Annotated in this window: 19 protein-coding genes, 4 tRNA genes and 3 pseudogenes; 17 read left to right on the top strand and 9 right to left on the bottom strand. The window is 59.7% G+C overall.

What is annotated here, in order from left to right:
• Nucleotides 1-22 precede the first annotated feature (22 nt).
• Nucleotides 23-3,166 (top strand): RHS repeat-associated core domain-containing protein, encoded by a 3,144-nt coding sequence (locus CFII68_RS18330; protein WP_256211714.1) that lies wholly within the window; start codon nt 23-25, stop codon nt 3,164-3,166.
• A 98-nt stretch (nt 3,167-3,264) separates the two neighbouring features.
• Here CFII68_RS18330 and CFII68_RS18335 read toward each other — a convergent pair whose 3' ends face one another.
• Complete coding sequence (locus CFII68_RS18335; protein ID WP_018604312.1) at nt 3,265-3,540, bottom strand: LuxR family transcriptional regulator; 276 nt, start codon at nt 3,538-3,540, stop codon at nt 3,265-3,267.
• A 539-nt stretch (nt 3,541-4,079) separates the two neighbouring features.
• On the opposite strand from CFII68_RS18335, the gene CFII68_RS18340 reads away from it, so the two are divergent.
• The 3 genes from CFII68_RS18340 (at nt 4,080) to CFII68_RS18350 (ending at nt 6,478) form a co-directional block, all read left to right on the top strand.
• Nucleotides 4,080-4,484 (top strand): MarR family winged helix-turn-helix transcriptional regulator, encoded by a 405-nt coding sequence (locus tag CFII68_RS18340; RefSeq protein ID WP_003204618.1) that lies wholly within the window; start codon nt 4,080-4,082, stop codon nt 4,482-4,484.
• Between the two features lie 52 nt (nt 4,485-4,536).
• The gene (locus CFII68_RS18345; RefSeq protein WP_033062554.1) at nt 4,537-5,745 is read left to right on the top strand and encodes an MFS transporter; all 1,209 of its coding nucleotides are present in this window, start codon (nt 4,537-4,539) and stop codon (nt 5,743-5,745) included.
• A 181-nt stretch (nt 5,746-5,926) separates the two neighbouring features.
• Nucleotides 5,927-6,478 carry a glutathione peroxidase gene (locus CFII68_RS18350; protein WP_018604309.1) on the top strand — a complete coding sequence of 184 codons (552 nt, stop codon included), beginning with the start codon at nt 5,927-5,929 and terminating at the stop codon, nt 6,476-6,478.
• 90 nt (nt 6,479-6,568) lie between these two features.
• Here CFII68_RS18350 and CFII68_RS18355 read toward each other — a convergent pair whose 3' ends face one another.
• The 3 genes from CFII68_RS18355 to CFII68_RS18365 all read right to left on the bottom strand — a co-directional run bounded on the left by CFII68_RS18355 (nt 6,569) and on the right by CFII68_RS18365 (nt 8,967).
• Nucleotides 6,569-7,840 carry an OmpP1/FadL family transporter gene (locus tag CFII68_RS18355; RefSeq protein WP_018604308.1) on the bottom strand — a complete coding sequence of 424 codons (1,272 nt, stop codon included), beginning with the start codon at nt 7,838-7,840 and terminating at the stop codon, nt 6,569-6,571.
• A gap of 144 nt (nt 7,841-7,984) precedes the next feature.
• Entirely contained in the window at nt 7,985-8,467 is a 483-nt protein-coding gene (locus CFII68_RS18360) for a hypothetical protein (RefSeq protein ID WP_018604307.1), read from the bottom strand.
• A 275-nt stretch (nt 8,468-8,742) separates the two neighbouring features.
• Nucleotides 8,743-8,967: a hypothetical protein gene (locus CFII68_RS18365; RefSeq protein ID WP_003204606.1), complete on the bottom strand. Its 225-nt coding sequence runs from the start codon at nt 8,965-8,967 to the stop codon at nt 8,743-8,745.
• A gap of 1,002 nt (nt 8,968-9,969) precedes the next feature.
• On the opposite strand from CFII68_RS18365, the gene CFII68_RS0125900 reads away from it, so the two are divergent.
• From CFII68_RS0125900 to CFII68_RS28150, 5 genes and pseudogenes are all read left to right on the top strand, one after another.
• On the top strand, nt 9,970-10,293 hold the full coding sequence (locus CFII68_RS0125900; RefSeq protein ID WP_024616481.1) for a sel1 repeat family protein: 324 nt from the start codon (nt 9,970-9,972) through the stop codon (nt 10,291-10,293).
• 188 nt (nt 10,294-10,481) lie between these two features.
• Nucleotides 10,482-11,870: a DNA recombination protein RmuC gene (rmuC, locus tag CFII68_RS18370; RefSeq protein WP_162493988.1), complete on the top strand. Its 1,389-nt coding sequence runs from the start codon at nt 10,482-10,484 to the stop codon at nt 11,868-11,870.
• 11 nt (nt 11,871-11,881) lie between these two features.
• A pseudogene (rmuC, locus tag CFII68_RS18375) lies at nt 11,882-12,196 on the top strand (DNA recombination protein RmuC); the annotation flags it as partial.
• A 589-nt stretch (nt 12,197-12,785) separates the two neighbouring features.
• Nucleotides 12,786-12,899: pseudogene (locus CFII68_RS28155) on the top strand (hypothetical protein); the annotation flags it as partial.
• 131 nt (nt 12,900-13,030) lie between these two features.
• Nucleotides 13,031-13,144, top strand: a pseudogene (locus CFII68_RS28150) (hypothetical protein); the annotation flags it as partial.
• Between the two features lie 74 nt (nt 13,145-13,218).
• Here CFII68_RS28150 and CFII68_RS18380 read toward each other — a convergent pair.
• Together CFII68_RS18380 and CFII68_RS18385 are read right to left on the bottom strand one after the other, a co-directional pair.
• On the bottom strand, nt 13,219-16,689 hold the full coding sequence (locus CFII68_RS18380) for a PAS domain-containing hybrid sensor histidine kinase/response regulator (RefSeq protein WP_018604302.1): 3,471 nt from the start codon (nt 16,687-16,689) through the stop codon (nt 13,219-13,221).
• Nucleotides 16,690-16,940: 251 nt separating this feature from the next.
• Nucleotides 16,941-17,480: a TetR/AcrR family transcriptional regulator gene (locus tag CFII68_RS18385; RefSeq protein ID WP_018604301.1), complete on the bottom strand. Its 540-nt coding sequence runs from the start codon at nt 17,478-17,480 to the stop codon at nt 16,941-16,943.
• A gap of 103 nt (nt 17,481-17,583) precedes the next feature.
• Here CFII68_RS18385 and CFII68_RS18390 point away from each other — a divergent pair, with 103 nt between their 5' ends.
• The 4 genes from CFII68_RS18390 to CFII68_RS18405 all read left to right on the top strand — a co-directional run bounded on the left by CFII68_RS18390 (nt 17,584) and on the right by CFII68_RS18405 (nt 22,363).
• Nucleotides 17,584-18,774: an MFS transporter gene (locus CFII68_RS18390; RefSeq protein ID WP_018604300.1), complete on the top strand. Its 1,191-nt coding sequence runs from the start codon at nt 17,584-17,586 to the stop codon at nt 18,772-18,774.
• 68 nt (nt 18,775-18,842) lie between these two features.
• Nucleotides 18,843-19,154 carry a cupin domain-containing protein gene (locus CFII68_RS18395; protein WP_018604299.1) on the top strand — a complete coding sequence of 104 codons (312 nt, stop codon included), beginning with the start codon at nt 18,843-18,845 and terminating at the stop codon, nt 19,152-19,154.
• A 103-nt stretch (nt 19,155-19,257) separates the two neighbouring features.
• Nucleotides 19,258-20,406, top strand: coding sequence for a TDT family transporter (locus CFII68_RS18400; protein ID WP_018604298.1), 1,149 nt, complete (start codon nt 19,258-19,260; stop codon nt 20,404-20,406).
• Nucleotides 20,407-20,488: 82 nt separating this feature from the next.
• Complete coding sequence (locus CFII68_RS18405) at nt 20,489-22,363, top strand: MFS transporter (RefSeq protein WP_018604297.1); 1,875 nt, start codon at nt 20,489-20,491, stop codon at nt 22,361-22,363.
• A gap of 250 nt (nt 22,364-22,613) precedes the next feature.
• On the opposite strand, the gene sugE is transcribed toward CFII68_RS18405, so the two are convergent.
• From sugE to rdgC, 3 genes are all read right to left on the bottom strand, one after another.
• The gene (sugE, locus tag CFII68_RS18410) at nt 22,614-22,928 is read right to left on the bottom strand and encodes a quaternary ammonium compound efflux SMR transporter SugE (protein WP_014339708.1); all 315 of its coding nucleotides are present in this window, start codon (nt 22,926-22,928) and stop codon (nt 22,614-22,616) included.
• Nucleotides 22,929-23,046: 118 nt separating this feature from the next.
• The gene (locus tag CFII68_RS18415; protein ID WP_018604296.1) at nt 23,047-24,012 is read right to left on the bottom strand and encodes a bile acid:sodium symporter family protein; all 966 of its coding nucleotides are present in this window, start codon (nt 24,010-24,012) and stop codon (nt 23,047-23,049) included.
• Nucleotides 24,013-24,157: 145 nt separating this feature from the next.
• Nucleotides 24,158-25,078 carry a recombination-associated protein RdgC gene (gene rdgC / locus CFII68_RS18420; RefSeq protein ID WP_003179064.1) on the bottom strand — a complete coding sequence of 307 codons (921 nt, stop codon included), beginning with the start codon at nt 25,076-25,078 and terminating at the stop codon, nt 24,158-24,160.
• A gap of 160 nt (nt 25,079-25,238) precedes the next feature.
• Between rdgC and CFII68_RS18425 the strand changes: the two genes are divergently transcribed.
• The 4 genes from CFII68_RS18425 to CFII68_RS18440 all read left to right on the top strand — a co-directional run bounded on the left by CFII68_RS18425 (nt 25,239) and on the right by CFII68_RS18440 (nt 25,758).
• Nucleotides 25,239-25,314 (top strand) — tRNA-Val (locus CFII68_RS18425).
• 19 nt (nt 25,315-25,333) lie between these two features.
• A tRNA-Asp gene (locus tag CFII68_RS18430) sits at nt 25,334-25,410 on the top strand.
• A 176-nt stretch (nt 25,411-25,586) separates the two neighbouring features.
• Nucleotides 25,587-25,662 (top strand) — tRNA-Val (locus CFII68_RS18435).
• Between the two features lie 19 nt (nt 25,663-25,681).
• Nucleotides 25,682-25,758: transfer RNA gene (locus CFII68_RS18440), tRNA-Asp, on the top strand.
• The last annotated feature ends 127 nt before the right edge of the window (nt 25,759-25,885 follow it).

The raw sequence follows: 25,885 nt of genomic DNA, 5'->3' as shown, positions 1-25,885 counted from the left end.
GGAGGGCGCCAACGAAACCACCTTGCAGCAGACCTTGCGCACTTACCACGAGTTGATTGGGAACGCGTTCTTGCATGGCCGCCTGGCCAGCCAGCAAACCCTGCTCAATGGCACGACCAGTACGACCTTGTATGAATACAAGACGCTGCCGAGCGTGTTGACCGGTGAAACCGTGTTGGAAACCACTGAAACCTTCATCGGTTACGATGACGCGCCCGATGGCGAGGTTCGAAAAACGATCGTCAGTGAAGACTCATTGCTTCACGGTCAGCCATTGCTGACTCGCGACGACAATGAAGTGAAAATTCGCTACACGTACGACGCCCTGACTCGCGTCGTGACCGAAACCGTCGCGCCGGACGAACCGGAGTTCGAAGCAACGCGTCAGTATTCGTACCTACTGACCGCCCTGGATGGACAGCGGGCCGAGCAATTGGTCACTGACGTCAAGGGCGTGAAGACCCGGACACGGGTCGATGGGCTTAACCGTCCGGTGTATGCAGAACGCCAGGACGCCGATAACCTTGTGCGTGCCGAAGAGTTCCGTCAGACGTATTCGGCGAGTTACGACGTGTTTGGGGACCTGACCGAGGAAACTCAATACGACTGGCGCGATGAGCAGCAGGCGGCGTTGGCCTCCACCTACGAGTACGACGGGTGGGGGGCGCAGCGCAGTGTCACCGGACCGGACGGGATCAAGGTTTACGAAGAGACGAATCCGATTGGTTCTGAGCTATGGCAAGGCCCTATCCAGACCGCTTGGCGGGAAGGAACCGACACTGAGGCGAAGGTCAGCGGTAAAACGGTGACCTACTTGAACTTGTTGGAGAAGCCCGATCATGTGGAGCGCTTCGAGACCGATGGAACGCTGATTAGTCGGCACCGTTATGGTTATGACGGGCTCGGGCGAACTGTCGAGGAAACTGACGCTCGCGATGCCACTACAAAGTACACCTACGATATCTTTGACCGTATGGTGACCACTGTTCTTCCCGGTGGTGCTACGGTTCGACGCAGCTATGCACTGCATAGTTCGGAAGACCTTCCGACGGAAATAAGTGTCAACGGTATTGAATTGGGCCAGCAGGTTTTCGATGGATTGGGACGCAAGGTCGAGTCGACTACGGGGGGACGCAAGCAAACGTTCACCTACGATTCGGGGCAAACCCAACCGGCGACCCTGACCACCGCCAGCAATCAGCTGATCAATTATGTCTATCAACCTCAATTGGGTGAAGAACCCAGCCAGCGGAGCCTACCAGGAGGCGTCACGGCTGAATATGTACGAGACGGTAAAAATGCTCGACTTGTCAGTTGCAAGGAAGGCGGATTGGAGCTCTCCCGTGATTATTTCACGACCGGCGAGCTGAAAAGCGAGACGCGGGTACAAGGGGAAGACACTTATGCGATGCACTACCAGCACAGTCGATTGGGTCTTTTACTGAGCTATACCGATGTGCTGGAACAGACCCAGTCGTATACCTACGACAAGGCGAACCGTCTCGAACAAACCCGTCTTGGTAACACGCTCTCTTCGGATTTTACGTTCGATAGCCTGGGGCAGCTCAGTTCAGTCAGCACCCAGGACCGCGTCGGCGGGCAGGGTGTGACAATCAGCCTGCATTACGACGGGTTGGGGCGTGAAATACAGCGTAACTTCGACCTTGACGGTGTCGAGCAGCAACTGACCCAGGTATATAACAGCGTTGATGCATTGATCGAGCGAACCCTGTCCAAAGGCGAGACGTTGTTGCGCAAGGAAACTTACGAATACGACCCGCGTGGGCGCTTGGTGCTCTACACCTGTGAAGGCAGCGAACCGCCAGTGGACCCCTACGGTAAAGTCATTCTCAGTCAGCTGTTCCGATTCGATGCGCTGGACAATCTGATCCGAGTGAATACCACGTCTCCTGAAGGTATCAATGTGGCTGTCTATATCTATGACGACCCGAAGGACCCGACGCAATTGCGCAGAATAACCAATACAGGAGTCCCCGGTTACCCACCCGAAATAGTGCTCGAGTATGACGCCGACGGCCATCTGATCCGCGACGAAGAAAACCGCAGGCTCGAATATGACCCTCTCGGTCGGTTGGTTTCCGTCAGTGATCCGTCGGGAGGGGGGGATACCGGCTACAGCTACGACCCATTGGACACGCTGGCCGGCCTGGATGATGGGAGTGGGAAAGAGCAGCGCTTTTACCAGGGCGGTGAATTGACGAGCCTGGTCAAAGGTGCCAGCAGCAGCAGTTTCCTACGCGCAGACGGTGTCGTGCTCGCCGAGCACCAGGCGGGTGCTGACCCAAAGTCGTTATTGTTGGCCGGTGATGACAAGAACAGCGTGCTGTGGGAAATCGATCGCGATGCAACCCAGGAGTTTGTCTATACGCCGTACGGCCATCGCGTGGATGAAGCGTCGGTCAGCAGCCACCTGGGTTACAACGGCGAGCGGCGGGAAACCCAAACGGGTTGGTACTTGCTGGGGAAGGGCTATCGGGCGTTCAATCCGGTGTTGATGAGGTTTCATAGCCCGGACAGTTGGAGTCCGTTTGGGGATGGGGGGCTGAATGCTTACACCTATTGCCTGGGGGATCCGATTAGTTTTACGGATCCGACGGGGCATGTGATAGGTCGGCTATTCGCGCCCCCCAAGATTATGACGCCAATCAACGTGCCTCCCCAATTGGTCAAAAGTCCGGTTAAGGCATTAAACACTAGAGTCGCATCCGGTACCGCCAACGTGTCAGAGGTGTCCGGTGGCGCTCTTCCGTCGACTACCAGCCAGCCCAGCCGCCTAGTTGTTGAAACCGGCTATATATCTGAGCTTCCAAAAGAAAGACGCTACATTGCCCGACCCAGGAATCAAAATTTTGAAACAGGCAGTATTGCTGATCTCGCAAGAAACCGCAGACCTCCAGGATTCATCGATCATTCACGACGAAAGCCAATGCCTCTTCCAGACGCATCGAGGTCGGCACCTGATCCGGTGCCTATCCAGCCTAAGCAAGTTGCACCTATACCAGATGTGCCTAGGACAAACCCCAATCAAGCGAAGATAGCTGCTTTGCAAAAGAGAATAGATAAAATGATGAACAGTAAACGGGAAAGCGATATAAGTGCTAACGATCTGGCTAGTTGGCGTGCGCAGATACTCCGTTTGAGCTGAGTTCAATAAAAAAGAGCAAACGTCACCATCCCACCGTCATGGCCAGGTCCGAACTGATCATGGCGGTGCGCTTTTGTCGGATGATGGTTTCAGAACGCTCAGATCAAGCCGCATTCCCGCGCAATCTTCCCCGCGAGATGCCGCGAACTGACGCCGAATTTTCGGCGGATGTTATTGAAGTGATAATTGACGTTGGCTTCGCTGCAATCGACGATCATGGAAATCTCCCAGGAAGATTTGCCGGCTTCGCTCCACTGCAGGAATTCCTTTTCACGTTTGGTGAGTCGAATCGCTTGGGGTGGGTTGCTCTCCGTGGAATGGAGAGGGCCCTGATATGGCGACGAACGTCCAGAAATCGCGGTGCTGTGGTACATGACTGAAACTCCCATTCATCATCAATGATGGCGTGGGGGCGGCGGAATCTTCCTACTTCTTGATGGCATGGTTCACACGACCCGTCTTCAAGCCCTGAGGCAGGGCTGGAGGCACGGGGTCGTTATATCTCGATTCAAGCCACCTGAAACCTGTCAGACATTACAGGTGGTGAATGTCCATCAAGGGGTATCGGAACGGCTTTTAGGCCAAAGCCTTTGATAATCATGGCTTTTTTCTATGCGCATGAGGCCGCGAGCTAAAGCGCAAGAACGGATGACGGGAAGGACGCAGCGCTGCGAGTTCTGTGAACGACCCGGAAAAACTGTGGGAGCGAGCGAGCTTGCTCGCGAAGGCGGCACAGTCAACATCACTGCAAACTGCCCCACCGCTATCGCGAGCAAGCCCCTCTTTGATGAGTGCTTCGCACTCAAGCGGGAGCAAGCTCTCTCGTCACGGATTCAATCAATCCTTAAATGAGCAAGACCGAAACGCCTCATTTAAATTTGCATTCCGCCAACCCCGGGTATATACACGCACCATGCTTCCTTCCCAATGTTTGTGCATCAACCTGCGTCGTGCCGCCCGTGGCGTCAGCAGGTATTACGACGGCGCCCTCGACGGCTTCGGGATCAACGTCGCCCAGTATTCTTTGCTGAGCAACCTGGCGCGCCTGGACCAGCCGAGTATTTCTTCCCTGGCCGAGGCCATGGGCCTGGACCGCAGCACCCTGGGGCGTAACCTGCGGGTTCTGGAAGGCGAGGGGCTGGTGGCGCTGGCCGAGGGTGACGACCTGCGCAACCGCATTGTCGTGCTCACTGAAACGGGGCAGGCCCGGCTGGCGGCGGCGTTGCCGGCCTGGGAAGCGGCGCAGCAGAAACTGATCGATAAGCTGGGCGCGGAAAAGCGCGCGACCTTGCTAGCCTTGCTGGATGAACTGGCATGAAGCCGGTTCGTTCGATGATAAGTGGGTATATACCCGCGAGCGGAGAATAAGAATGACATCGATGTGGCGTACCTGTGGTTGGGTCCTGGTGGGCAGCGCGCTGATCCTGGCGTTGTCCCTGGGCGTGCGGCATGGCTTCGGCCTGTTCCTGGCGCCCATGAGTAGCGAGTTTGGCTGGGGCCGCGAGGTGTTCGCCTTTGCCATTGCCTTGCAGAACCTGATCTGGGGCCTGGCGCAGCCGTTCACCGGTGCGCTGGCCGACCGCTTCGGTGCGGCGAAGGTGGTGTTGATCGGCGGTGTTCTTTATGCCGTCGGCCTGGTGTTTATGGGCATGGCCGACTCGCCATGGTCCTTGTCGTTGAGCGCGGGTCTTTTGATTGGCATCGGCCTGTCGGGCACGTCGTTCTCGGTGATTCTGGGTGTAGTCGGACGGGCCGTGCCGCCGGAAAAACGCAGCATGGGCATGGGTATCGCCAGTGCCGCCGGATCCTTCGGCCAGTTCGCCATGCTGCCCGGTACGCTGGGACTGATCGGCTGGCTCGGTTGGTCGGCGGCGTTGTTGGCGCTGGGGCTGCTGGTGGCGTTGATCGTGCCGCTGGTGAGCATGCTCAAGGACGCGCCATTGCCGGTCGCCGGCCATGAGCAAACCCTGGGCGAAGCCTTGCGCGAGGCGTGCAGTCACTCCGGGTTCTGGCTGCTGGCGGTGGGCTTTTTTGTCTGCGGGTTCCAAGTGGTGTTCATTGGTGTGCATTTGCCGGCGTACCTGGTAGACCAGCACCTGCCCGCCAGCGTCGGCACCACCGTGCTGGCCCTGGTCGGGTTGTTCAATATCTTCGGCACCTATACCGCCGGTTGGCTGGGCGGGCGCATGTCCAAGCCGCGCCTGTTGACCGGGTTGTACCTGTTGCGGGCGGTGGTGATCGGCTTGTTCCTGTGGCTGCCGGTGACGACCACGACAGCGTACTTGTTCGGCATGGCGATGGGCTTGCTGTGGCTGTCGACGGTACCGTTGACCAACGGCACCGTGGCGACTCTGTTTGGTGTACGAAATCTCTCGATGTTGGGTGGGATCGTGTTCCTGTTCCACCAGTTGGGCTCTTTCCTCGGTGGTTGGTTGGGCGGGGTGGTGTACGACCGCACCGGCAGCTACGACTTGATCTGGCAGGTGTCGATCCTGCTCAGCCTGTTGGCGGCGGCGTTGAACTGGCCCGTACGTGAACGTCCGGTGGCGCGTCTGCAAGTCCAGGCCAGTGCAGCATGAGCCGCATCGGCCCGTGGTTGATCGCTGCCGGCGTCGGCCTGCTGTTGGCGTTCGCCTGGTGGGGCTGGCATCAGGGCGGGTTGGCCTTGATGCAACTGGGCATGGGCAACTGCTGAACAATGGACGGCATCGGACGCTGCGAGTAACGTCGTGGTCTGACGTGCTTTTAAGGAAAATCGACATGTTGATGCGCTGGTTTGCTGTTCCCGCCCTGTTGCTGGCTGTGACCGGGCAAGTCTGGGCCGCCGATTGCCCACCGTTGCTGGAGGGGTCGTTGCCCAAGCTGCGGGCCAAGGAAACCATTGATTTGTGCCAGCGCTTCGCCGGCAAGCCGCTGGTGGTGGTCAACACTGCCAGCTTCTGTGGGTTCGCCCCGCAATTCAAAGGCCTCGAGGCGCTCAACCAGCGCTACAAGGACCAAGGGCTGCAAGTGCTGGGCGTACCGTCCAATGACTTCAAGCAGGAATCCAAGGACGGTGCTGAAACCGCCAAGGTCTGCTACGTCAATTACGGTGTGACCTTCACCATGACCGAACCACAACCGGTGCGCGGCGCGGATGCGATACCGTTGTTCAAGCACCTGGCTGAACAATCCGGCGCGCCGAAATGGAATTTCTACAAGTACGTGGTGGACCGCCAGGGTAAGGTCGTTGGTAGTTTTTCCAGCCGGATCAAGCCTGATGATCCCGATTTCATCAAGGCGGTCGAAGCGGCCATTGCTTCCAAGCCCTGATCGCAGACCACGAAAAAGCCCCGCCTCTTTGCAGAGTGCGGGGCTTTTTTTCGGTTCAGGTGGCGAGTGGTTCAGGTACGCCGTGAAACATCAGAAGCGGTAGGTTGCACCGACGCCGAAACCGTTGGCGCTGTTTTCGTATTCAGCGTTGTAGGATTGGCCGAGCGCATTGCTGCCGCCGACTTTGACTTTTTCTTCCTTGAGGTAGGAATAAGCCACGTCGATGGTCAGGTCTTCTGTCGGGCTCCAGCCGGCACCGAGGCTGAAGATGGTCCGGTCGCCGGTCGGAATGCGTGGCGAGCGGTCCTGGTTGTTGGTCGGCGACTGGTCGAAGGTCAGGCCGGTACGCAGTACCCACTGCTTGTTCAACTGGTAGGAGGTACCGATGGCGTAGGCCCAGGTGTCGTGCCAGTTTTGCTCTTCGGTGATGGTGCCGAAGAGGGGCGGGTTCAGGGCACCACCACTCGTTACGTCGTTGTTTACGGTAATTTCTTTCAGGCGGCTCCAGCGAGTCCAGGTGCTGCCGGCGTAGACGGTCCAGGCATCATTGATTTGCTGGGTGACCGAAAAGTCCACCGACTCAGGCGTGGTGATGTCCAGCGAAGCGTCGTAGCGTGCGCTACTCAGTGCGGGAGGAGGAGTGCCTGCACCTGGGTTCACTTCGGTGTGGCCTTCAAGCTTGTACTTGACCTTGGAATGGTAGGTCAGGCCGACACGAGTGGTGTCGGTTGCCTGGACCAGCACGCCAATGTTGTAGCCGTAGCCAATGTCGTCACCCTTGATCTCCACGCCCGCCTCGGGCAGGCCTGGTACGCCCAGTTTCGATTCCAGGGAGCCGGAAATACGGTTGATGGTTGGGCCGAAACCGATCGATACCTTGTCGTTGAAGGCATAGCTGACGGTTGGTTGGAACGTGACGACTTTCACTTCGCTCTTGCTGCCGAAGCTCCGGCCCTGGAAGCCATTTTCGTAATCGGTGATCAAGCCGAACGGTGCGTAGACACCCAGGCCGAACGCCCACTGATCATCGATAGGCTTGACGTAATAACCCATCGGAACGCCGGTAAGCGGGACCATGTCGCCCTTGTTGGTGCCGGACTGGGTGCCGCTGGCATCGTCGATATCGGTGGAGGCATCAATGGCGGCGAAGCCACCGGTGACTTGCTGGCGCTTGAGGCGCGACATGCCGGCAGGGTTGCCAAACACGGTGCTGGCGTCATCGGCAGCGGAAGAACGACCTGCGAAACCAGTGCCCATGCCACTGATGCTTTGTTCGTTCAAGGCAAAGCCACTGGCGAAAAGTTGAGTGGATGCCAAGGTAACGGCAAGGCCAAGGGTGGTTTTGAGCATCATTTTTTTCATTGTTAGAACTCCTGGTGATCACCGGGGCGAAAATTACCAACATTTTCGGCCAAGCGCTATAGCCTTTATCGCTTGATTTAGAGTGGTTTTGTAGGACAATCAGACCAAATTCGCGACCGTTGTAGGAAGTTTCCAAATTTCCCGTCAGCAAGCGACTTGGTTCAGTGGCGAGACGTAGCTTCGCCAGGCACAGGTGAAATCTCGCAGGCGCCCTTGGGGGTGAAAGGTCTGTCGCCAGATGCGGGCCATGCCCAGCAGGTCATCGGCTTCGGGAAGCGGGGTGTTCTGTTCCTCCACCAGCAGCCAGGCAATGGCGGTGGCGTAGCGCAGGTTGACGGTCAACTCCAGGTGCGGGCCGCTGAGAAAGGCGTGCTGGCTGGCCAGGCCGCGTACCAGGCTGGCACGCTCCGGGTCCAGCGCCAGGTAATGATCCCAGAGTGCCTGGTGTCGGGGTTCGGTAATGCGATACAGGCCGTGCCCGCGGCGATCATGCAGGGCCGAACCGAGGGCGGACTGGCTGGCGGCAATGCCCAGCAACAAGGATTCCGCGGTTGCGCTATGACGCTCAAGGTAGAGGAGCGTCGGGCGGATCACATATCGACACAGTTCGCTGGCAGCGATACCCATAAAACCCTCGAAGTGTGAATGGGCGGGGCCTGAAGAGTGTGGGCTTGGCAGCGGTGGATCGGTCCAGGCCCCGCCGGAAGCGGATCATGCCGCTTGACTTGAAGTGTAGTGTCATATTTGCGCTGTAAAGGACTGTTTTTAAAACATCTTCAACGAACGGTTATAACTGTTATATCCCTTGGTACTTACGCCGTTTCGCTTGAGCGAGAAATTCCAGGCAATAAAAAACCCCACTTTCTAGGCGGGGTTTTTGGGTTTTCAGCCTTTCTGGCGTGTCAGGCAACCAGTGCCTGGCGGGTACGCTCGATCACGGCCTGCAGCGGTTCGGCGCTGGAGTACTGATCGGGGTACAGGCGTTCGCTGTGACGGGCGATGCCGTGTTCGTTGACCAGGGTGAAGCTGAAGCAGCCTTTGCGAGCGGCCATGATCAGGCAGTTCATCGGGGCAAAAGCGTTGGTGAGGGTGCGGATAGCATCCTGTGCGTGGATTTGAGTAGACATGTTATGGGTGTTCCTACAAATGACACGGTTAAGAACCGTGCAACGTTAAAACGTTCCAGTAACGTCGACCACCATTGGTCGAACGAAGAACCCGACTGGAACAAAGCAGCCAGTTTGAGCGCTATATGAAGTGCGCGCTTGGGCTGGCAGGTAGGTACTTAGGAGGGCAGGCAGCACATCAAGGGCAAAGGTTCTGGGCCCAGGGTGAAGATCCTGATCAATTTGCAGGTTGGTTCGGTCAGAGTAATGAGCCTGGCAACACCCTTTGCATTCGATCAAAGGCTGTGTTGGCGCAAGGTTTACCTGGAAACCATCGAGGGGGCCGGTCTCTTTTTTTCGGTGAGGCGTCCTTTGAAGGATGGCTGACCGTGGAGATGTGTTCGACCCGGAATTGACTTTCAGCTTGGTACTAACGCCGCGGATAGTAACGGATCGAACGGGTGAAGGGAAGGGCATTGGTTAAAAAATATTCAAATAGGGCCTCACCCTGATGCCGATTAGTTAAGAGAACAGCCTAGTAATATTCTCGTGGCGAGGGAGCTTGTTCCCGCTGGGCTGCGTAGTAGCCCCAAAACAGGGCCGCTTCGCGCCCCAGCGGGAGCAAGCTCCCTCGCCACGGGTTTATCCCCAGTTTTTACCGCCAGATGCGCCAAAAAATCGCAGCGTTATAACCAGTTCGGCTGTTACTTGTGCACACTCGCTACACCACTTGTCACTGTACTGTCATGTCGAAACAATCCGGGGTGGGTGCCTGTATCCAAAATTTAAGTCAATGAAAAACATCGCTTTTTTTTGCTGGTGAAAAAATCGTCAGTTTAAGCGCAGGCCCCGTTCCACAGGGCTTTGCGCGAGTTCAGGGTGGGTTGTCCACTGAGTTATCCACAGCTTCTGTGGATTGTCCCAAGCGCTTGCTCTAGCACGGGCGTGCTGGTTTTTTTCGGCTTTACCCGTGCGAAAAAAGGAGTAGAGTGGCGCGCCTTCCGATCTGCCCCACAGTGTTTTATGAAGTTTCGCTCAGTATCAAATCCTGTTACCTCCACACCCCCTGGTGTTACCCCACCCAAGCGTATTTCGATGCGGGTGGCTGAGTGGTTGCTCGACAGCCCGCGACTGGGGGACAGCCCCAGCGTCAAGCACTTGGCCGGCCGTTTACTCAAGCAACCGGCCCGTGAAGGCGTGGTGGCCGCGCAAAGTCGCCTCGGGCAGTTGATGTGCCGTGAATGCGGCAACGCCCGGGATCGACGCATCGGCCATGACCTGCTGCGCCAGGCCGCGCGGGCCGGCGATGATCGAGCCCGCCGGGCCCTCGGTGAAATCGAAGGCTGAAAACGAAGACCGCGCTGGGCAACCCCCAGCCGCTTGGTTAACCTTCGGGCTTTATTTGATCGGCAGGAATTGTCATGGCTATGGATTTGACCAGCCTGTTGTTTGGCCTGGCAGGCGCTGCGGTGCCGTTGCTGGCGCTGGCCTGGCACCTGCAACGCCAGGCCGGTGCTGCGCAGACCGAGCAGGCCCTGTTGGAAGAACGCCTGGCCACCGCGCACATGGCCCACGACGGCCTCAATGCCCAGCTCGATGCCTGCCGTGACGAGATCAGCGACCTGAGCCAGGCCAACGCTGCCAAGCAAGCCGAGCTTGCCGCAGCCTGTCGTGAAGTCGAGTTATTGCAGATCGAGCGCGACAATGCCCGGGATGCGGCCCACGCCTGGAACCTGGAGCGCGCCAACAAGGAAGCGGAACTGCGGCGGCTCGATGCCCAGGCGGCGTCGTTGCATGCCGAACTGCGCGAGCAGCAGGAAAGCCATCAGCAACGCCTGGATGATCTGCAAGGTTCGCGCGACGAGTTGCGGGCACAGTTCGCCGAGCTTGCCGGAAAAATCTTCGATGAGCGTGAGCAGCGTTTCGCCGAGACCAGCCACCAGCGCCTGGGTCAGTTGCTCGATCCGCTGAAGGAGCGCATCCAGTCCTTTGAAAAACGCGTCGAAGAAAGCTATCAGGCCGAGGCCCGGGAACGTTTCTCCCTAGGCAAGGAGCTGGAGCGCCTGCAGCAACTGAACCTGCGCTTGAGCGACGAGGCAACCAACCTCACCCGCGCGCTCAAGGGCCAGAAGACCCAGGGCAACTGGGGTGAGCTGATTCTGGAACGGGTGCTTGAACATGCCGGCCTGGAGAAGGGCCGCGAGTATCAGACCCAGGTCAGCCTCAAGGGCCCGGACGGTGAGCGTTTCCAGCCGGACGTGTTGATTTATCTGCCTGGCGACAAGCAGGTGGTGGTCGACTCCAAGGTCAGCCTCACGGCCTATCAGCAATATGTGGCCGCCGAAGATGACGCCATTGGCCAACTCGCCCTCAAGCAACATGTGGTGTCGTTGCGCGCCCACGTCAAAGGCTTGGCCGGCAAGGACTACAAACGCCTGGACGGTTTGCACAGCCTGGATTTCGTGTTGTTGTTCGTGCCGATCGAAGCGGCGTTTTCCGCCGCCCTGCAAGCCGAGCCGAACCTGTTCCAGGAAGCCTTCGACCGCAATATCGTGATCGTCAGCCCGACCACATTGCTGGCGACCCTACGGGTGATCGACAGCTTGTGGAAGCAGGAACGCCAGAGCCAGAACGCCCGGGAAATCGCCGAGCGGGCCGGGTGGCTGTATGACAAGTTCGTCTTGTTCATCCAGGACCTGGACGAGATTGGCAGTCGCTTGCAGCAGCTGGACAAAGCCTACAGCGCGGCGCGCAACAAGCTGACGGAAGGGCGCGGCAACCTGATCAGCCGCAGCGAACAGCTCAAGCTGCTCGGCGCCCGGGCCAGCAAGAGCTTGCCCAGCGAATTGCTCGAACGGGCGATGACCGATGCGGATGGGCTGCCTGAGTTGCCGGAAGAAGCCAGCGAGAAAACCCAGGGCTGAAGCAGATCCTGAAGCAGGAACGCCAGAGCCAGAACGCCCGGGAAATCGCCGAGCGGGCCGGGTGGCTGTATGACAAGTTCGTCTTGTTCATCCAGGACCTGGACGAGATTGGCAGTCGCTTGCAGCAGCTGGACAAAGCCTACAGCGCGGCGCGCAACAAGCTGACGGAAGGGCGCGGCAACCTGATCAGCCGCAGCGAACAGCTCAAGCTGCTCGGCGCCCGGGCCAGCAAGAGCTTGCCCAGCGAATTGCTCGAACGGGCGATGACCGATGCGGATGGGCTGCCTGAGTTGCCGGAAGAAGCCAGCGAGAAAACCCAGGGCTGAAGCAGATCCTAAGGCTGAAGCGGAACCCAAGGCTGAAGCGGAACCCAAGGCTGAAGCGGAACCCAAGGCTGAAGCGGAACCCAAGGCTGAAGCGGAACCCAAGGCTGAAGCGGAACCCAAGGCTGAAGCGGAACCCAAGGCTGAAGCGGAACCCAAGGCTGAAGCGGAACCCAAGGCTGAAGCGGAACCCAAGGCTGAAGCGGAACCCAAGGCTGAAGCGGAACCCAAGGCTGAAGCGGAACCCAAGGCTGAAGCGGAACCCAAGGCTGAAGCGGAACCCAAGGCTGAAGCGGAACCCAAGGCTGAAGCGGAACCCAAGGCTGAAGCGGAACCCAAGGCTGAAGCGGAACCCAAGGCTGAAGCGGAACCCAAGGCTGAAGCGGAACCCAAGGCTGAAGCGGAACCCTGTGGCGAGGGAGTCTTGTGGGAGCAAAGCTTGCTCGCGATGGCATCCTTGAGACCGCCATCGCGGGCAAGCCTTGCTCCCACAAGATTTTCCATCGCCACAGGGAACAGCGTGTTCCTCTGCCCATTACAACGGCAAATGCCGACTCAACAACGCCCGCAACGCCGCCGGCTTCACCGGCTTGGCAACCTGATCAGCCGCAGCGAACAACTCAAGCTACTCGGCGCCCGGGCCAGCAAGAGCTTGCCCACAATGGAATCTTGTGGGAGCAAAGCTTGCTCGCGATGGCATCCTTGAGACCGCCATCGCGGGCAAGCCTTGCTCCCACAGATTTTCCATCGCCACAGTGGAACAGCGTGTCCCTCTGCCCATTACAACGGCAAATGCCGACTCAACAACGCCCGCAACGCCGCCGGCTTCACCGGCTTGGCAACCTGATCAGCCGCAGCGAACAACTCAAGCTACTCGGCGCCCGGGCCAGCAAGAGCTTGCCCACAATGGAATCTTGTGGGAGCAAAGCTTGCTCGCGATGGCATCCTTGAGACCGCCATCGCGGGCAAGCCTTGCTCCCACAGATTTTCCATCGCCACAGTGGAACAGCGTGTCCCTCTGCCCATTACAACGGCAAATGCCGACTCAACAACGCCCGCAACGCCGCCGGTTTCACCGGCTTGGCCAGGTAATCCAGCCCTGCGGCATGCACCTGGGCTATCATCTCAGGTCGGCCGTCCGCGCTGATCACCACCCCCGGCACCGGTTCCCCCATGCGCGTGCGCAACCAGGCCATCAGTTCGGTGCCGGTCTCGCCGTCGTCCAGATGAAAATCCACCAGCGCCAGTTGCGGTCGGCCGCCCTGGGCCAGCCAGCGCTCGCATTCTTCCCGGTTGCGTGCTGTCCACACCTGGCAACCCCAGCGCGTCAGCAGGCTGTTCATGCCGATCAGGATGCTGTCTTCGTTATCGACGCACAGCACCAGCGCGCCGCTTGGCAAATGACCGTTGGGTTCGACCACGGGGCTCGGTACGACGGCTTGTGTATGGGCCAAGGGGACGCTGACGCTGAATACGCTGCCGCGCCCCGGCCAGGAACGCACGCGCAAGGTATGGCCCAGCACACGGCACAGCCCGTCGGCGATGGCCAGGCCCAGGCCCAGGCCTTTTTCGGCGCGGGTCTGGTGGCTGTCCAGACGCTTGAACTCTTCGAAAATGACCTGCAGCTTATCCTCGGCGATGCCCGGCCCACGATCCCAGACTTCCAGGCACAACTCGCCGTTGCGCCGACGTACCCCCAACAGCACCGGGCCCTTGGCGTAGCGGAAAGCGTTGGTCAGGAAGTTCTGCAAAACCCGCCGCAACAACTTGATGTCGCTGTCCACCCGTAGCCGTGAGCCGCGCATTCGGAATTTCAGGCCTTGTTCCTGGGCCAGCGCCGTGAACTCGGCGCCCAAGGTGTCGAACAACTCGTTGAGGACGAATGGCTTGCGGTCGGGGTTGATCTTGCCGTTTTCCAGACGGGAGATGTCCAGCAGGTCGGTGATCAGGTCTTCAGCGGAACGCAGCGAACTGTCCAGATGCTGCACCAGTTGCCGGGCCTCGCTCGGCAAACCCTCGTGCTGGTGGGACAGCGCGGCGGAGAACAGCCGCGCGGCGTTGAGCGGTTGCATCAGGTCGTGGCTGACTGCCGCCAGGAACCGGGTCTTGGATTGATAGGCCGCTTCGGCGGTGCTCTTGGCTTCGGTCAGGGCCAGGTTCAGCTGTGACAATTCCCGAGTGCGTTCGGCCACCCGTTGCTCCAGCCCCTCGTTGGCTTCGGTCAGCGCTTGTGCGGCCTCGCGGAACGCGGTGATGTCAGTGAAACTCATGACGAAACCGCCACCGGGCATCGGGTTGCCGATCAGCTCGATCACCCGGCCGTTGGGGAACAGCCGCTCAGAGGTATGGGCGCGGCCCTGGCGCATCCAGTGCAGGCGTCGGGCGACGTGAACTTCGGCTTCGCCCGGCCCGCAGAGGCCACGTTCGGCGTTGTAGCGGATGATATCGGCAATGGGCCGGCCGACACTGATCAAGCCGTCCGGATACTTGAACAGCTCCAGGTAGCGCCGGTTCCAGGCCACCAGCCTGAGGGACTGGTCGACCACGCTGATGCCCTGGCTGATGTTCTCGATGGCGCCTTGCAACAGCGCACGGTTGAACTGCAGCACTTCCGACGCTTCGTCTGCGATCCGGACGACGTCTTCAAGCTGCATCTCCCGACCTTCAATGGCGGCTTTTACCACAGCCCTGGTCGAAGAGGCCCCGAGTACACCGGCCAGCAGGCGTTCGGTGTGGGCGATCCATTCGCTGTCGGCGTTCTGGGTCGGGTTGAAGCCTTTGCCCTGGCGGTAGGCAAAACGGATGAAGCTCTGCCGCGCCCGCTCCTCGCCGACGAAACGGGCGGCCAGTTGCAACAGGTCTTCGATGTGCACCGCCAGCATTGAGCGCGGGTTGGGGCGGGCGCTGATTTCCTGGCCGATGAAGCGTCCGGCCTGCCAGTGTTCCGAAACGCGTGTGCGCGACAGCACGGAGATCCAGGCAAACAGCGTGAAGTTGCCGGCCAGGGACAGCACCACCCCCTGGGTCAGCGGGGTAATCGGCAGGTTAAAGGGATTGCCATGCAACCAGGCCAGGCCCGGAAAGCTACTGAGCGACCAGCCCAGGCTGTGGGCGGCAATCGGCAACACCAAAGTGTAGAACCACAGGAAGATCCCCGTGGCGAGGCCGGCGAACACACCGCGGCGGTTGGCCTGTTTCCAGTACAGCGCGCCGAGCATGGCCGGGGCCAGTTGGGTCACGGCGGCGAAGGCGATCTGGCCGATGGTCGCCAGGCTCGCCGTCGAACCCAACAGCCGGTAGCTGACATAGGCCAGCAACAGGATCACGACGATGCTCACCCGCCGCACCGAGAGCATCCACTGGCGGAACACTTCGAAGGGCCGTTCGGCGTTGTTGCGGCGCAACAGCCACGGCAACAGCATGTCGTTGGAAACCATGGTGGACAGCGCCACACTCGCGACGATCACCATGCCGGTGGCCGCCGAGGCGCCGCCAATGAACGCCAGCACGGCCAGGGCCGGATGGGCCTGGGCCAGCGGCAGGCTGATAACGAACGAGTCCGGCAGTACCGAGCTGGGCAGCATCATTTGCCCGGCGAGGGCGATGGGCACCACGAACAACGCGGCCAGGGCCAGGTAGGCGGGGAATACCCACTTGGCCAGGCGCAGGTCCTGGGGTTCGATGTTTTCCACCACGGTCACGTGGAACTGCCGCGGCAAGCAGATGATCGCCATCATCGCCACCCCGGTTTGCACCACCATGGATGGCCAGTTGATGGTTTCTTTCCAGTACTGCTCCAGGCGTGGGGCGAGCATGGCCTGGTTGAACAGGTCGTCGAAGCCGTCGTACAGGCCGTATGTCACGAACGCACCGACCGCCAGGAAGGCGAACAGCTTGACCAGGGATTCGAAGGCAATCGCCAGCACCATGCCACGGTGGTGTTCGGTGGCGTCGAGGTTGCGGGTACCGAATACGATGGTGAACAAGGCCAGGATCAGCGAGACGATCAGCGCGGTGTCCTGGGCGCGGGTGCCCATGGCATCGGCGCCGGCACCGATCAACAGGTTCACCCCGAGCACGATGCCCTTGAGTTGCAAGGCGATGTACGGCAGCACGCCGACCAGGCAGATCAGCGCGACCACCACTGCCAGGGATTGGGACTTGCCGTAGCGGGCGGCGATGAAGTCGGCGATGGAGGTGATGTTCTCCTGTTTGCTGATCATCACCATTTTCTGCAGGACCCACGGCGCCAGCACTAGCAGCAGGATTGGCCCGAGGTAGATCGGCAGGAATGACCAGAGCTGTTCGGCCGCCTGGCCGACGGCACCAAAGAACGTCCAACTGGTGCAATACACCGCCAGCGACAGGCTGTAGACCCAGGCCCGCACCCGCGGCGGCAGCGGTGTGCTGCGCCGGTCGCCGTAGAAGGCGATGGCGAACATGATGGCCATATAGGCCAGGGCGACAACGGCGATCAGCCCGCTGGACAACGACATGGAAACTCCCGGACGAAGACACCGGGACTTGAGCCCGGCAGGACAGTCTCGCATGCCCGCTCGGGTTCGTCAGTGTCGACCAAGGTCGAGGCGTGGTGGGGTGTCGCAGGTGGGGGGAATGCTCAGGTTATTGGGTGTTCTTTCGGGCCTCTTCGCGAGCAAGCCCGCTCCCACATTGGACCTCCGGTGGACACAATATTTGTATTCACCACAGAACCAATGTGGGAGCGAGCCTGCTCGCGAAGGCGGTCTTACTGACCCAACGCAATATCCACCAACCGATGCAACTCCCCAACCTCCAACGGCGCGCTAGCAAAGAGAATGCGGAACACCGTCGGCGCCACCACTACATTGATCAGCCGCTCGACGCCTGGATTGGGCTCATCGGGGTAGCGATCCAGGATGATCTGCAACTGACGGCTGAGGATCCCCACGCAATACCCCGGCGTGGCGCAGGCCTGGATGTCGCGCATCATGTTGCGACCGGGCTCGGAGCTCATTTCGTCCAGGTATTGCTCAGCCCAGGCGCGTAGGTCGCCGCGTAAACTGCCGGTGTCGGCTGGTTCGCCGTCAGGGCGCATGCGCGCGATGGCGACGTCGGCCAGTAGCGCGGGCAGATCGCCCCAGCGCCGGTAGATGGTGGACGGCGTCACCCCGGCGCGCGCAGCGATTTGCGGCACGGTCAGGGTCGCGCGGTCCTGCTCTTGCAGCAGGTCGCGGACCGCCGAATGAATCGACTCTTGGACCCGGGCGCTTCGACCGCCGGGGCGTAAACCTTCTTTGATAGCCATGCGTCAGACCTTAACACAAAGAATTTGCTTTAAGCGCACGCCGGTAGCACACTTCGCAAAAGCAAAAAATTAGCTTTTGCGAGTACTCCTGTGGAGCGTGCCCATGTCCCGTCCAGCTTCGACCCGCGCCAGCCTGATATTCCTGGCGCTCACCTTGCTCGGTTTTCTCGCTGCGTCCAGCGCGCCGACGCCGTTGTATCACCTCTATCAGGAACAATTACAGTTTTCCCCGGCCGTCCTGACGCTGATTTTCGGTGTGTACGCCTTCAGTCTGTTGGCGGCCTTGCTGACCGTGGGTTCGCTATCGGATTACCTGGGCCGCAAACCGGTGATCTTCGCGGCATTGTTGCTCAACATGCTGGCGATGCTGCTGTTCATCAGTGCCGACAGCGTTGCCTGGTTGATCAGTGCTCGGTTGATCCAGGGATTTGCCACCGGCATGGCCACCAGCGTACTGGGGGCAGCCTTGCTGGATTTCGACCGTCGCCAAGGCCCGCTGATCACCAGTGTCGCGCCGCTGTTGGGCATGGCATGCGGGGCGCTGGGCTGTGGCCTACTGGCTGAATTCGCGCCGTTGCCCTTGCAACTGACGTACTGGCTGCTGTTGGGCTTGTTCCTGGCCCAGGCCGTTTACCTCTGGCGCCTGGCGGAAAGCGTCAGCCCGCAACCGGGTGCCTGGCGGTCCCTGCGGCCAACCCTGCATGTGCCGCCCCAGGCGCGGCAAGCTTTGTGGCGGGTCCTGCCACTGGACCTGGCGGCCTGGGCCGTGGGCGGTTTCTACCTGTCACTGGCACCGTCCCTGGTGCGGGCGGCCACCGGATCGACCTCCAATCTGATCGGTGGCGCGCTGGTGGCGTCGCTGACCCTCAGCGGCGCGTTATCCATCTACCTGTTGCGCAACCAAGGCGCAGACAAAATGTTGCGCCTGTCCGCGAGCTTGCTGGTGATTGGCCTGGCATGGGTGCTGGTAGCGGTGCATGGCGCTAGCTTGCCATTGTTCTTCATTGGCACGCTGGTCACCGGTGGCGGCTTTGGCGCAGGATTCCTGGGGGCGCTGCGCAGCATCATGCCGCTGGCCTTGCCCCACGAACGGGCCGGCTTGATGTCGGCGTTCTATGTCCTCAGTTACCTGGCCTTCAGCCTGCCGTCGCTGCTGGCGGGGAACCTGACGCGGGTGTTCGGATTGATCCCGACCACCGATGGCTATGGCGCGGTGTTGATTGTGCTGTGTGTCGTCGCGTTGTTGGGGTTGCGTCAATCCATGAGACCGGTCAGCGATGGCGCGCGGTCTTGAAACCAAGCATGCAGGCGCTGCTGGCAGTGGGTTAGTCTTGGTGCCTCAGCCTTTTTCCGGACGATCCCTTGAAAATCATTCGCAGCAAATCCTTCACGGGGGACCGCGCCTGGGCGGCGCTGGATATCGCCAACATGAACGGCATCACCACGCGCCTGCACTGGACCGATCAGCCGTACAAATGGCACGTCAATGACGGCGAGGAAGTCTTCGTGGTGCTCGATGGGCAAGTGCGGATGTGCTACCGGGAAGAGGGTGTCGAAAAGGAGACCTTGCTGGAGGCCGGGGACATTTTCTACGCATCGGTGGGCACCGAGCATGTGGCCAGGCCCTTGGGCGAAGCGCGAATCCTGGTGATCGAGACCGAAGGCAGTGTCTGATAGTTATCTGTAAAACCGATAAGATATAGAGAAAATACCCGTTATATAGATATTCGATCCGGCTCTAGCATGGCTCCACCTCATCCGAGGACAGGAGTTCGCCATGACATGCTGCGCTGCAAAAAACCGCTTGCGTCCATTGAGCCATTTGCCCAGGCCGCTGGAGGCCATTCGCCAATTCACGCCTAACTGGTTTGCCGTGGTCATGGGCACCGGCGTGCTGGCGCTGGCCTTGGCGCAATGGCCGGCGTCGATGCCCGGCCTGCGGGCCCTGGGCGAAGGCTTGTGGTTGTTCAACACGCTGTTGTTCGTGGTGTTCGCCCTCATGTACACGGCCCGTTGGGTGCTGTTCTTCGACGAAGCGCGACGGATTTTCGGCCATTCAACAGTCTCGATGTTTTTCGGCACCATCCCCATGGGGCTGGCGACCATCATCAACGGCTTTCTGGTTTTTGGGCTGCCGCGCTGGGGGGAGGGCGTGGTGGCGGTGGCTGAGGCGTTATGGTGGATCGACGTGGCCATGTCGCTGGCCTGTGGCGTGCTGATCCCGTTCTTGATGTTCACCCGCCAGGAACACCGGATCGATCAGATGACCGCCGTGTGGTTGTTGCCTGTGGTGGCCGCCGAAGTCGCAGCCGCCAGCGGCGGGCTGTTGGCGCCGCATCTGGCCGACGCTCATGGGCAATGGGTCATGCTGGTGACCAGCTACGTACTCTGGGCTTTTTCCCTGCCGGTGGCGTTCAGCATCCTGACGATTTTGCTGTTGCGCATGGCGCTGCACAAACTGCCTCACGAAAACATGGCCGCCTCGAGCTGGCTGGCCCTCGGCCCGATCGGCACCGGCGCCCTGGGCATGTTGCTGCTGGGCAACGACGCTCCGCTGATTTTTGCCGCCAATGGCCTGCCCGGCGTAGGCGAAATCGCCGCCGGGTTGGGGCTGGTGGCCGGCATCACGCTGTGGGGGTTGGGTTTGTGGTGGATGTTGATGGCGCTGTTGATTACCGCGCGCTACCTGCGTGCAGGCATTCCCTTCAACCTCGGTTGGTGGGGCTTTACCTTTCCCCTGGGTGTGTACGCGCTGACCACGCTGAAGCTTGCAGACCTGCTGGGCCTGGTTTTTTTCAGCGTGTTCGGGGCTGTGCTGGTGGCGATGCTGGTGGTGATGTGGCTGATCGTCGGGCGGCGTACGGTGCAGGGCGCCTGGCACGGTGAGTTGTTTGTGTCGCCCTGTATTGCAGGGCTGGCGAAATAATCGCTAAAGACAGGTAATGTGTGGCCTGGATCGAAAAAACGTTCATTCCAATAAGCGTCCACGCCACTCAGGAACATGGAAGATGAGTCACCCTTCGCAGTTCACCTTGCTTCGCACGCGGCGTTTCCTGCCGTTCTTCATCACGCAGTCCTTGGGCGCGTTCAACGACAACATTTTCAAGCAGTCGCTGATCCTCGCCATCCTCTACAAATTGACCATCGAGGGCGACCGCTCGATCTGGGTCAACCTCTGCGCACTGCTGTTTATCCTGCCGTTCTTTCTGTTCTCGGCGTTGGCAGGGCAGTTCGGGGAAAAATTCGCCAAGGACGCGTTGATTCGTCTGATCAAGCTCGGCGAAATCGCCATCATGGCAGTCGGCGCAGTAGGTTTTCTGTTCGATCACTTGTCGCTGATGCTGGTGGCGCTGTTCGCCATGGGCACGCATTCGGCGCTGTTCGGCCCAGTGAAGTATTCGATCCTGCCCCAGGCCTTGCGTGAGGAGGAGTTGGTCGGCGGCAACGGCCTGGTGGAGATGGGCACCTTCCTGGCGATCCTGGCCGGCACCATCGGCGCCGGGATCATGATGTCCTCGGCGCAATACGCACCCGTGGTGTCCACCGCGATCATCGGCGTTGCCGTGCTCGGTTACCTGGCCAGCCGCAGCATTCCGCGCGCGGCGGCGGCCTCGCCGCAAATGCGTTTGAACTGGAACATCTTCAGCCAATCCTGGGTCACCCTGAAACTGGGGTTGGGGCAAACCCCGGCAGTGTCCCGGTCGATTGTCGGCAACTCCTGGTTCTGGTTCGTCGGTGCGATCTACCTGACGCAGATCCCCGCCTATGCCAAGGAGTGGATGCACGGTGACGAAACCGTGGTGACCTTGATCCTGACGGTGTTCTCGGTGGGGATCGCCTTGGGTTCGATGCTCTGTGAAAGGCTTTCCGGACGCAAAGTCGAGATCGGCCTGGTGCCGTTCGGCTCGTTCGGGCTCACCGTATTCGGTTTGTTGCTGTGGTGGCATTCCGGTGGAATCCCCGACAGCGTCGAGGGTCACGGTTGGCTTGAAGTGCTCGGTTTCGGTCACGCCTGGCTGGTGTTGATCGACATCCTGGGCCTGGGCATCTTTGGTGGTTTCTACATCGTGCCGCTGTACGCCTTGATCCAGTCGCGCACGGTGGAGAACGAGCGGGCGCGGGTGATTGCCGCCAACAACATTCTCAACGCGTTGTTCATGGTGGTCTCGGCCATCGTCTCCATCGTGTTGCTGAGCCTGGCAAAACTGTCGATTCCACAACTGTTCCTGGTGGTGTCGTTGCTGAACATCGGTGTCAATGCCTACATCTTCAAGATCGTCCCCGAGTTCAGCATGCGTTTCATGATCTGGCTGCTGAGTCATTCCATGTACCGCGTGGAGCATCGCAACCTGGAGGCGATACCCGATGAAGGCGCTGCGCTGTTGGTCTGTAACCACGTTTCCTTCGTCGATGCCTTGCTGATTGGCGGCGCGGTGCGTCGGCCGATTCGCTTCGTGATGTACTACAAGATCTACAACTTGCCGGTGCTGAATTTCATCTTCCGCACCGCCGGGACGATCCCGATTGCCGGGCGCCAGGAAGACATTCACATCTACGAAAAAGCCTTCAAGCGAATCGCCCAATACCTGAAGGACGGTGAGTTGGTGTGCATCTTCCCTGAAGGAAAACTGACTGGCGATGGTGAGATCAATGAGTTCAAGAGCGGACTGACCCGCATCCTCCAGGAAACCCCGGTGCCGGTGATTCCCCTGGCGTTGCAGGGGTTGTGGGGCAGCTTCTTCAGTCGCGACCCGGCCAAAGGGCTGTTTCGTCGGTTCTGGTCGCGGGTGACGCTGGTGGCGGGTTCGGCTGTGGCGGTGGAAGTGGCTGAGCCGGCGAAGTTGCAGGCGTTGGTGGGGGAGTTGCGTGGGACTGTCCGCTAGAACGAAAAACTGTGGGAGCAAAAAGCTTATGGGAGCAAGCCCTATGGGGTTAAAACCTGTGGGGAGCAAGTTCTGTGGGATTAAACTTGTGGGAGCAAGGTCTGTGGGAGCAAGGCTTGCCCGCGATAGCGATCGCAAGGACGCCATCGCGAGCAAGCTTTGCTCCCACAAGTTTGCTCCCACAGACCTTGCTCCCACAGGTTTAATCCCACAGACCTTGCTCCCATAGGTTTGGCTCTTGCAGGAAAATTCAGGTGCTGACCTTGAGCCCGATCAATCCTGCAACGATCAACGCCACGCTGGCCAGGCGCACCAGCGCCATCGACTCACCAAACAAAATGATTCCGGCGATCACCGTGCCCACGGCACCGACCCCGGTCCAGATCGCGTAGGCGGTACCCAGCGGCAGTTCCTTCATCGCCAGGCCGAGCAGGCCGAGGCTGATCGCCATGGCGGCGATGGTCAGTGCAGTGGGGAGAGGGCGGCTGAAGCCGTCGGTGTATTTCAGGCCGACAGCCCAGCCGACTTCGAACAGGCCGGCAAAAAACAGAATGATCCAGGACATCACGCACCTCATCGATGTGTGGGGTCGTCCCCGGATAATGAACGCTATGGCGTTGCGAGGTCGTCCCCGCATTGGGCGCAAGAGTGCCCAATGCTGACGATTCGGTCAAGATTGTCCTTCAATCTGCCGCTTGACGGGCCAGTAGCTCACGGTCCTGTTTTTCGCTCATGCGCCGGAAGTAAGTCGAGAGCAGGGCGCCGGAAATGTTGTGCCAGACGCTGAACAGCGCGCTGGGCACCGCCGCCAGTGGCGAAAAGTGCGCGCTCGCCAATGCCGCGCCCAGGCCGGAGTTCTGCATGCCCACCTCCAATGACAGAGTTTTGCGCTGGGCCAACGGCAAGCCGAACAAACGCCCGGTGAAGTACCCCAGCAGATAACCGAAGCTGTTGTGCAGCATCACAATGGCCATGATCAGCAGGCCGGATTCGGCGATTTTCGCCTGACTGGCCGCTACCACCGCCGCCACAATGATCACGATGCTCACCACCGATATCAGCGGCAGCACGTCTATGGCATGGCGAACCCTGGGTCCCAACAGGCGTTGGGCAACGATGCCCAATGCGATCGGCACCAGTACGATTTGCAGGATCGACCAGAACAGCGCCGAGAACGACACCGGCAACCAGGCCGAGGCCAGCAGCCAGATCAGTGCAGGGGTCAGCAGAGGGGCAAGCAGGGTCGTGAGGGCGGAAATCGCCACGGCCAGGGCCAGGTCACCGCGAGCCAGCCAGGTCATGACGTTGGACGATGTGCCGCTCGGGCAGCAACCCACCAGGATCACGCCGACGGCGATCTCCGGCGGCAGACTGAACACTTGGCAAAGCAGCCACGCCGTACCGGGCATGATCACGAATTGGGCAACCACGCCCAAGGCTACGCGTCCCGGGTGACGGGCCACTTCGGCGAAGTCTTCCAGCTTGAGTGCCAGGCCCATGCCGAACATCACCAGGCCCAGCAGCGGCACGATGGCGATTTTCAGGCCGACGAACCACTGCGGTTGCAGGAATGCCAGTACCGCGAAAAACAGTACCCAGTAAGCGAAGGTGTTGCCGACAAAGCGGCTCAATGCAGCCAGTGCGCGCATGGCCTGATCCTTATTATTAAGAACACCACAAAACCCAATGTGGGAGCGGGCTTGCTCGCGAAAGCGGAGTGTCAGTCAACATCATCGTTGAATGTCAGTCAGTCTTCGCGAGCAAGCCCGCTCCCACACTAGAGATCAACAGTCTTTAGATCCCCTGCGGAATCTCTTCCCCGCCCAACGCTTCAACCAGCGCCGGCAGGAACTCGCCGAACGTCAACATCATCAGCGTGAAGCTGGCGTCCAGTTGGCCGAGGGCTTCGTCGCCACCGTCCTGCTCTGCCTGGTCCTGCAGCAGGTCTTCGAACTTCAGGCGCTTGACCACCATCTTGTCGTCGAGCACGAAGGACAGCTTGTCCTGCCAGGCCAGGGACAGTTGCGTCACCACCTTGCCGGTGTTCAGGTGCAGCTGGATTTCGTCGCTGGTCAGGTCCTGGCGCTTGCAGCGTACGATGCCGCCGTCTTCGTGGGTGTCGCGCAGTTCGCATTCATCCAGCACGAAGAAATCGTCTGCGGCTTTCTGGGTCTTGACCCAGTCGGTCATGGTGGCGGTCGGGGCCATCTTGACCGTCAGCGGGCGTACCGGCAGCGAGCCGATGACTTCGCGCAGGGTGGACAGCAGGTCTTCGGCGCGTTTCGGGCTGGCCGAGTTCACCAGGATCAGGCCCTGTTTCGGCGCGATGGCGGCGAAAGTGGACGAACGACGGATGAACGCACGGGGCAGGAACGCCTGGATGATTTCATCCTTGAGCTGGTCCCGTTCCTTTTTATAGACCTTGCGCATTTGCTCGGCTTCGATCTCTTCGACCTTCTCCTTCAGGGCATCGCGCACGACGCTGCCTGGCAAGATGCGTTCTTCCTTGCGCGCGGCGATCAGCAGGAAGTCCTGGCTGATGTGCACCAGCGGTGCGTCTTCGCCTTTGCCAAACGGCGCGACGAAACCGTAAGTGGTCAACTCCTGGCTTGCACATGGACGCGCCAGTTTGCTGGCCAGTGCAGTTTCCAACGCCTCGGCATCAAAAGGCAGATCTTGGGTCAGGCGATAGATAAGCAGGTTTTTGAACCACATGGGGTGAGTCTCTCCTTTATACAAAGGGGGGCATTATTCTCTTCGCGGCGCCATAGGCCAACCCTTCGCTAAGCCTTTGGAAGGCCTGAAAAAATTAATTTAAAAAGTGCTTGCCAGCTTAAAGAGTGCTCCGTAGAATGCGCGCCACACCGAAAGCGAAGGGTGATTAGCTCAGCTGGGAGAGCGTCTGCCTTACAAGCAGAATGTCGGCGGTTCGATCCCGTCATCACCCACCATTCGTTCAACGTGTTACGCGCAGCGGTAGTTCAGTCGGTTAGAATACCGGCCTGTCACGCCGGGGGTCGCGGGTTCGAGTCCCGTCCGCTGCGCCATATTCGGTAACCTGGAACACTGAACGCCAGGTCACCACGGAAAGCCCGCTAACGCGGGCTTTTTGCTGTTTGCAGTTCCTGCGGTGTGCGTTGCTCATGTTTTTTTGCTGAATTTGCTAATTAAATCAGCACGTTACAAAAAACTGTGAGAGAATGCGCCCCGCATCGAAAGTGAAGGGTGATTAGCTCAGCTGGGAGAGCGTCTGCCTTACAAGCAGAATGTCGGCGGTTCGATCCCGTCATCACCCACCAAACTTTCAACGTGTTACGCGCAGCGGTAGTTCAGTCGGTTAGAATACCGGCCTGTCACGCCGGGGGTCGCGGGTTCGAGTCCCGTCCGCTGCGCCATATTCGGTTATCTGGAATGCTGAACGCCAGGTGACTACTAGAAACGACGCTTTTCCTTTGCGAGGGAAGAGCGTCGTTTTTTTTTGCTCTCTTTTTTGTGTATATCCGTTTCTTCGGTAACGGCTAC

The organism is Pseudomonas sp. CFII68 (assembly GCF_000416195.1).
Classification (GTDB): Bacteria; Pseudomonadota; Gammaproteobacteria; order Pseudomonadales; family Pseudomonadaceae; genus Aquipseudomonas; species Aquipseudomonas kilonensis.
This window is presented reverse-complemented; position numbering and strand designations above follow the sequence as displayed.

Coding starts and splice junctions, on each gene's coding strand:
- CFII68_RS18335 (WP_018604312.1), bottom strand. CDS start 3,540: ATGTACCACAGCACCGCGATTTCTGGACGTTCGTCGCCATATCAGGGC.
- CFII68_RS18340 (WP_003204618.1), top strand. CDS start 4,080: ATGCTTCCTTCCCAATGTTTGTGCATCAACCTGCGTCGTGCCGCCCGT.
- CFII68_RS18345 (WP_033062554.1), top strand. CDS start 4,537: ATGACATCGATGTGGCGTACCTGTGGTTGGGTCCTGGTGGGCAGCGCG.
- CFII68_RS18350 (WP_018604309.1), top strand. CDS start 5,927: ATGTTGATGCGCTGGTTTGCTGTTCCCGCCCTGTTGCTGGCTGTGACC.
- CFII68_RS18355 (WP_018604308.1), bottom strand. CDS start 7,840: ATGAAAAAAATGATGCTCAAAACCACCCTTGGCCTTGCCGTTACCTTG.
- CFII68_RS18360 (WP_018604307.1), bottom strand. CDS start 8,467: ATGGGTATCGCTGCCAGCGAACTGTGTCGATATGTGATCCGCCCGACG.
- CFII68_RS18365 (WP_003204606.1), bottom strand. CDS start 8,967: ATGTCTACTCAAATCCACGCACAGGATGCTATCCGCACCCTCACCAAC.
- CFII68_RS0125900 (WP_024616481.1), top strand. CDS start 9,970: ATGAAGTTTCGCTCAGTATCAAATCCTGTTACCTCCACACCCCCTGGT.
- CFII68_RS18380 (WP_018604302.1), bottom strand. CDS start 16,689: ATGTCGTTGTCCAGCGGGCTGATCGCCGTTGTCGCCCTGGCCTATATG.
- CFII68_RS18385 (WP_018604301.1), bottom strand. CDS start 17,480: ATGGCTATCAAAGAAGGTTTACGCCCCGGCGGTCGAAGCGCCCGGGTC.
- CFII68_RS18390 (WP_018604300.1), top strand. CDS start 17,584: ATGTCCCGTCCAGCTTCGACCCGCGCCAGCCTGATATTCCTGGCGCTC.
- CFII68_RS18400 (WP_018604298.1), top strand. CDS start 19,258: ATGACATGCTGCGCTGCAAAAAACCGCTTGCGTCCATTGAGCCATTTG.
- CFII68_RS18405 (WP_018604297.1), top strand. CDS start 20,489: ATGAGTCACCCTTCGCAGTTCACCTTGCTTCGCACGCGGCGTTTCCTG.
- sugE (WP_014339708.1), bottom strand. CDS start 22,928: ATGTCCTGGATCATTCTGTTTTTTGCCGGCCTGTTCGAAGTCGGCTGG.
- CFII68_RS18415 (WP_018604296.1), bottom strand. CDS start 24,012: ATGCGCGCACTGGCTGCATTGAGCCGCTTTGTCGGCAACACCTTCGCT.
- rdgC (WP_003179064.1), bottom strand. CDS start 25,078: ATGTGGTTCAAAAACCTGCTTATCTATCGCCTGACCCAAGATCTGCCT.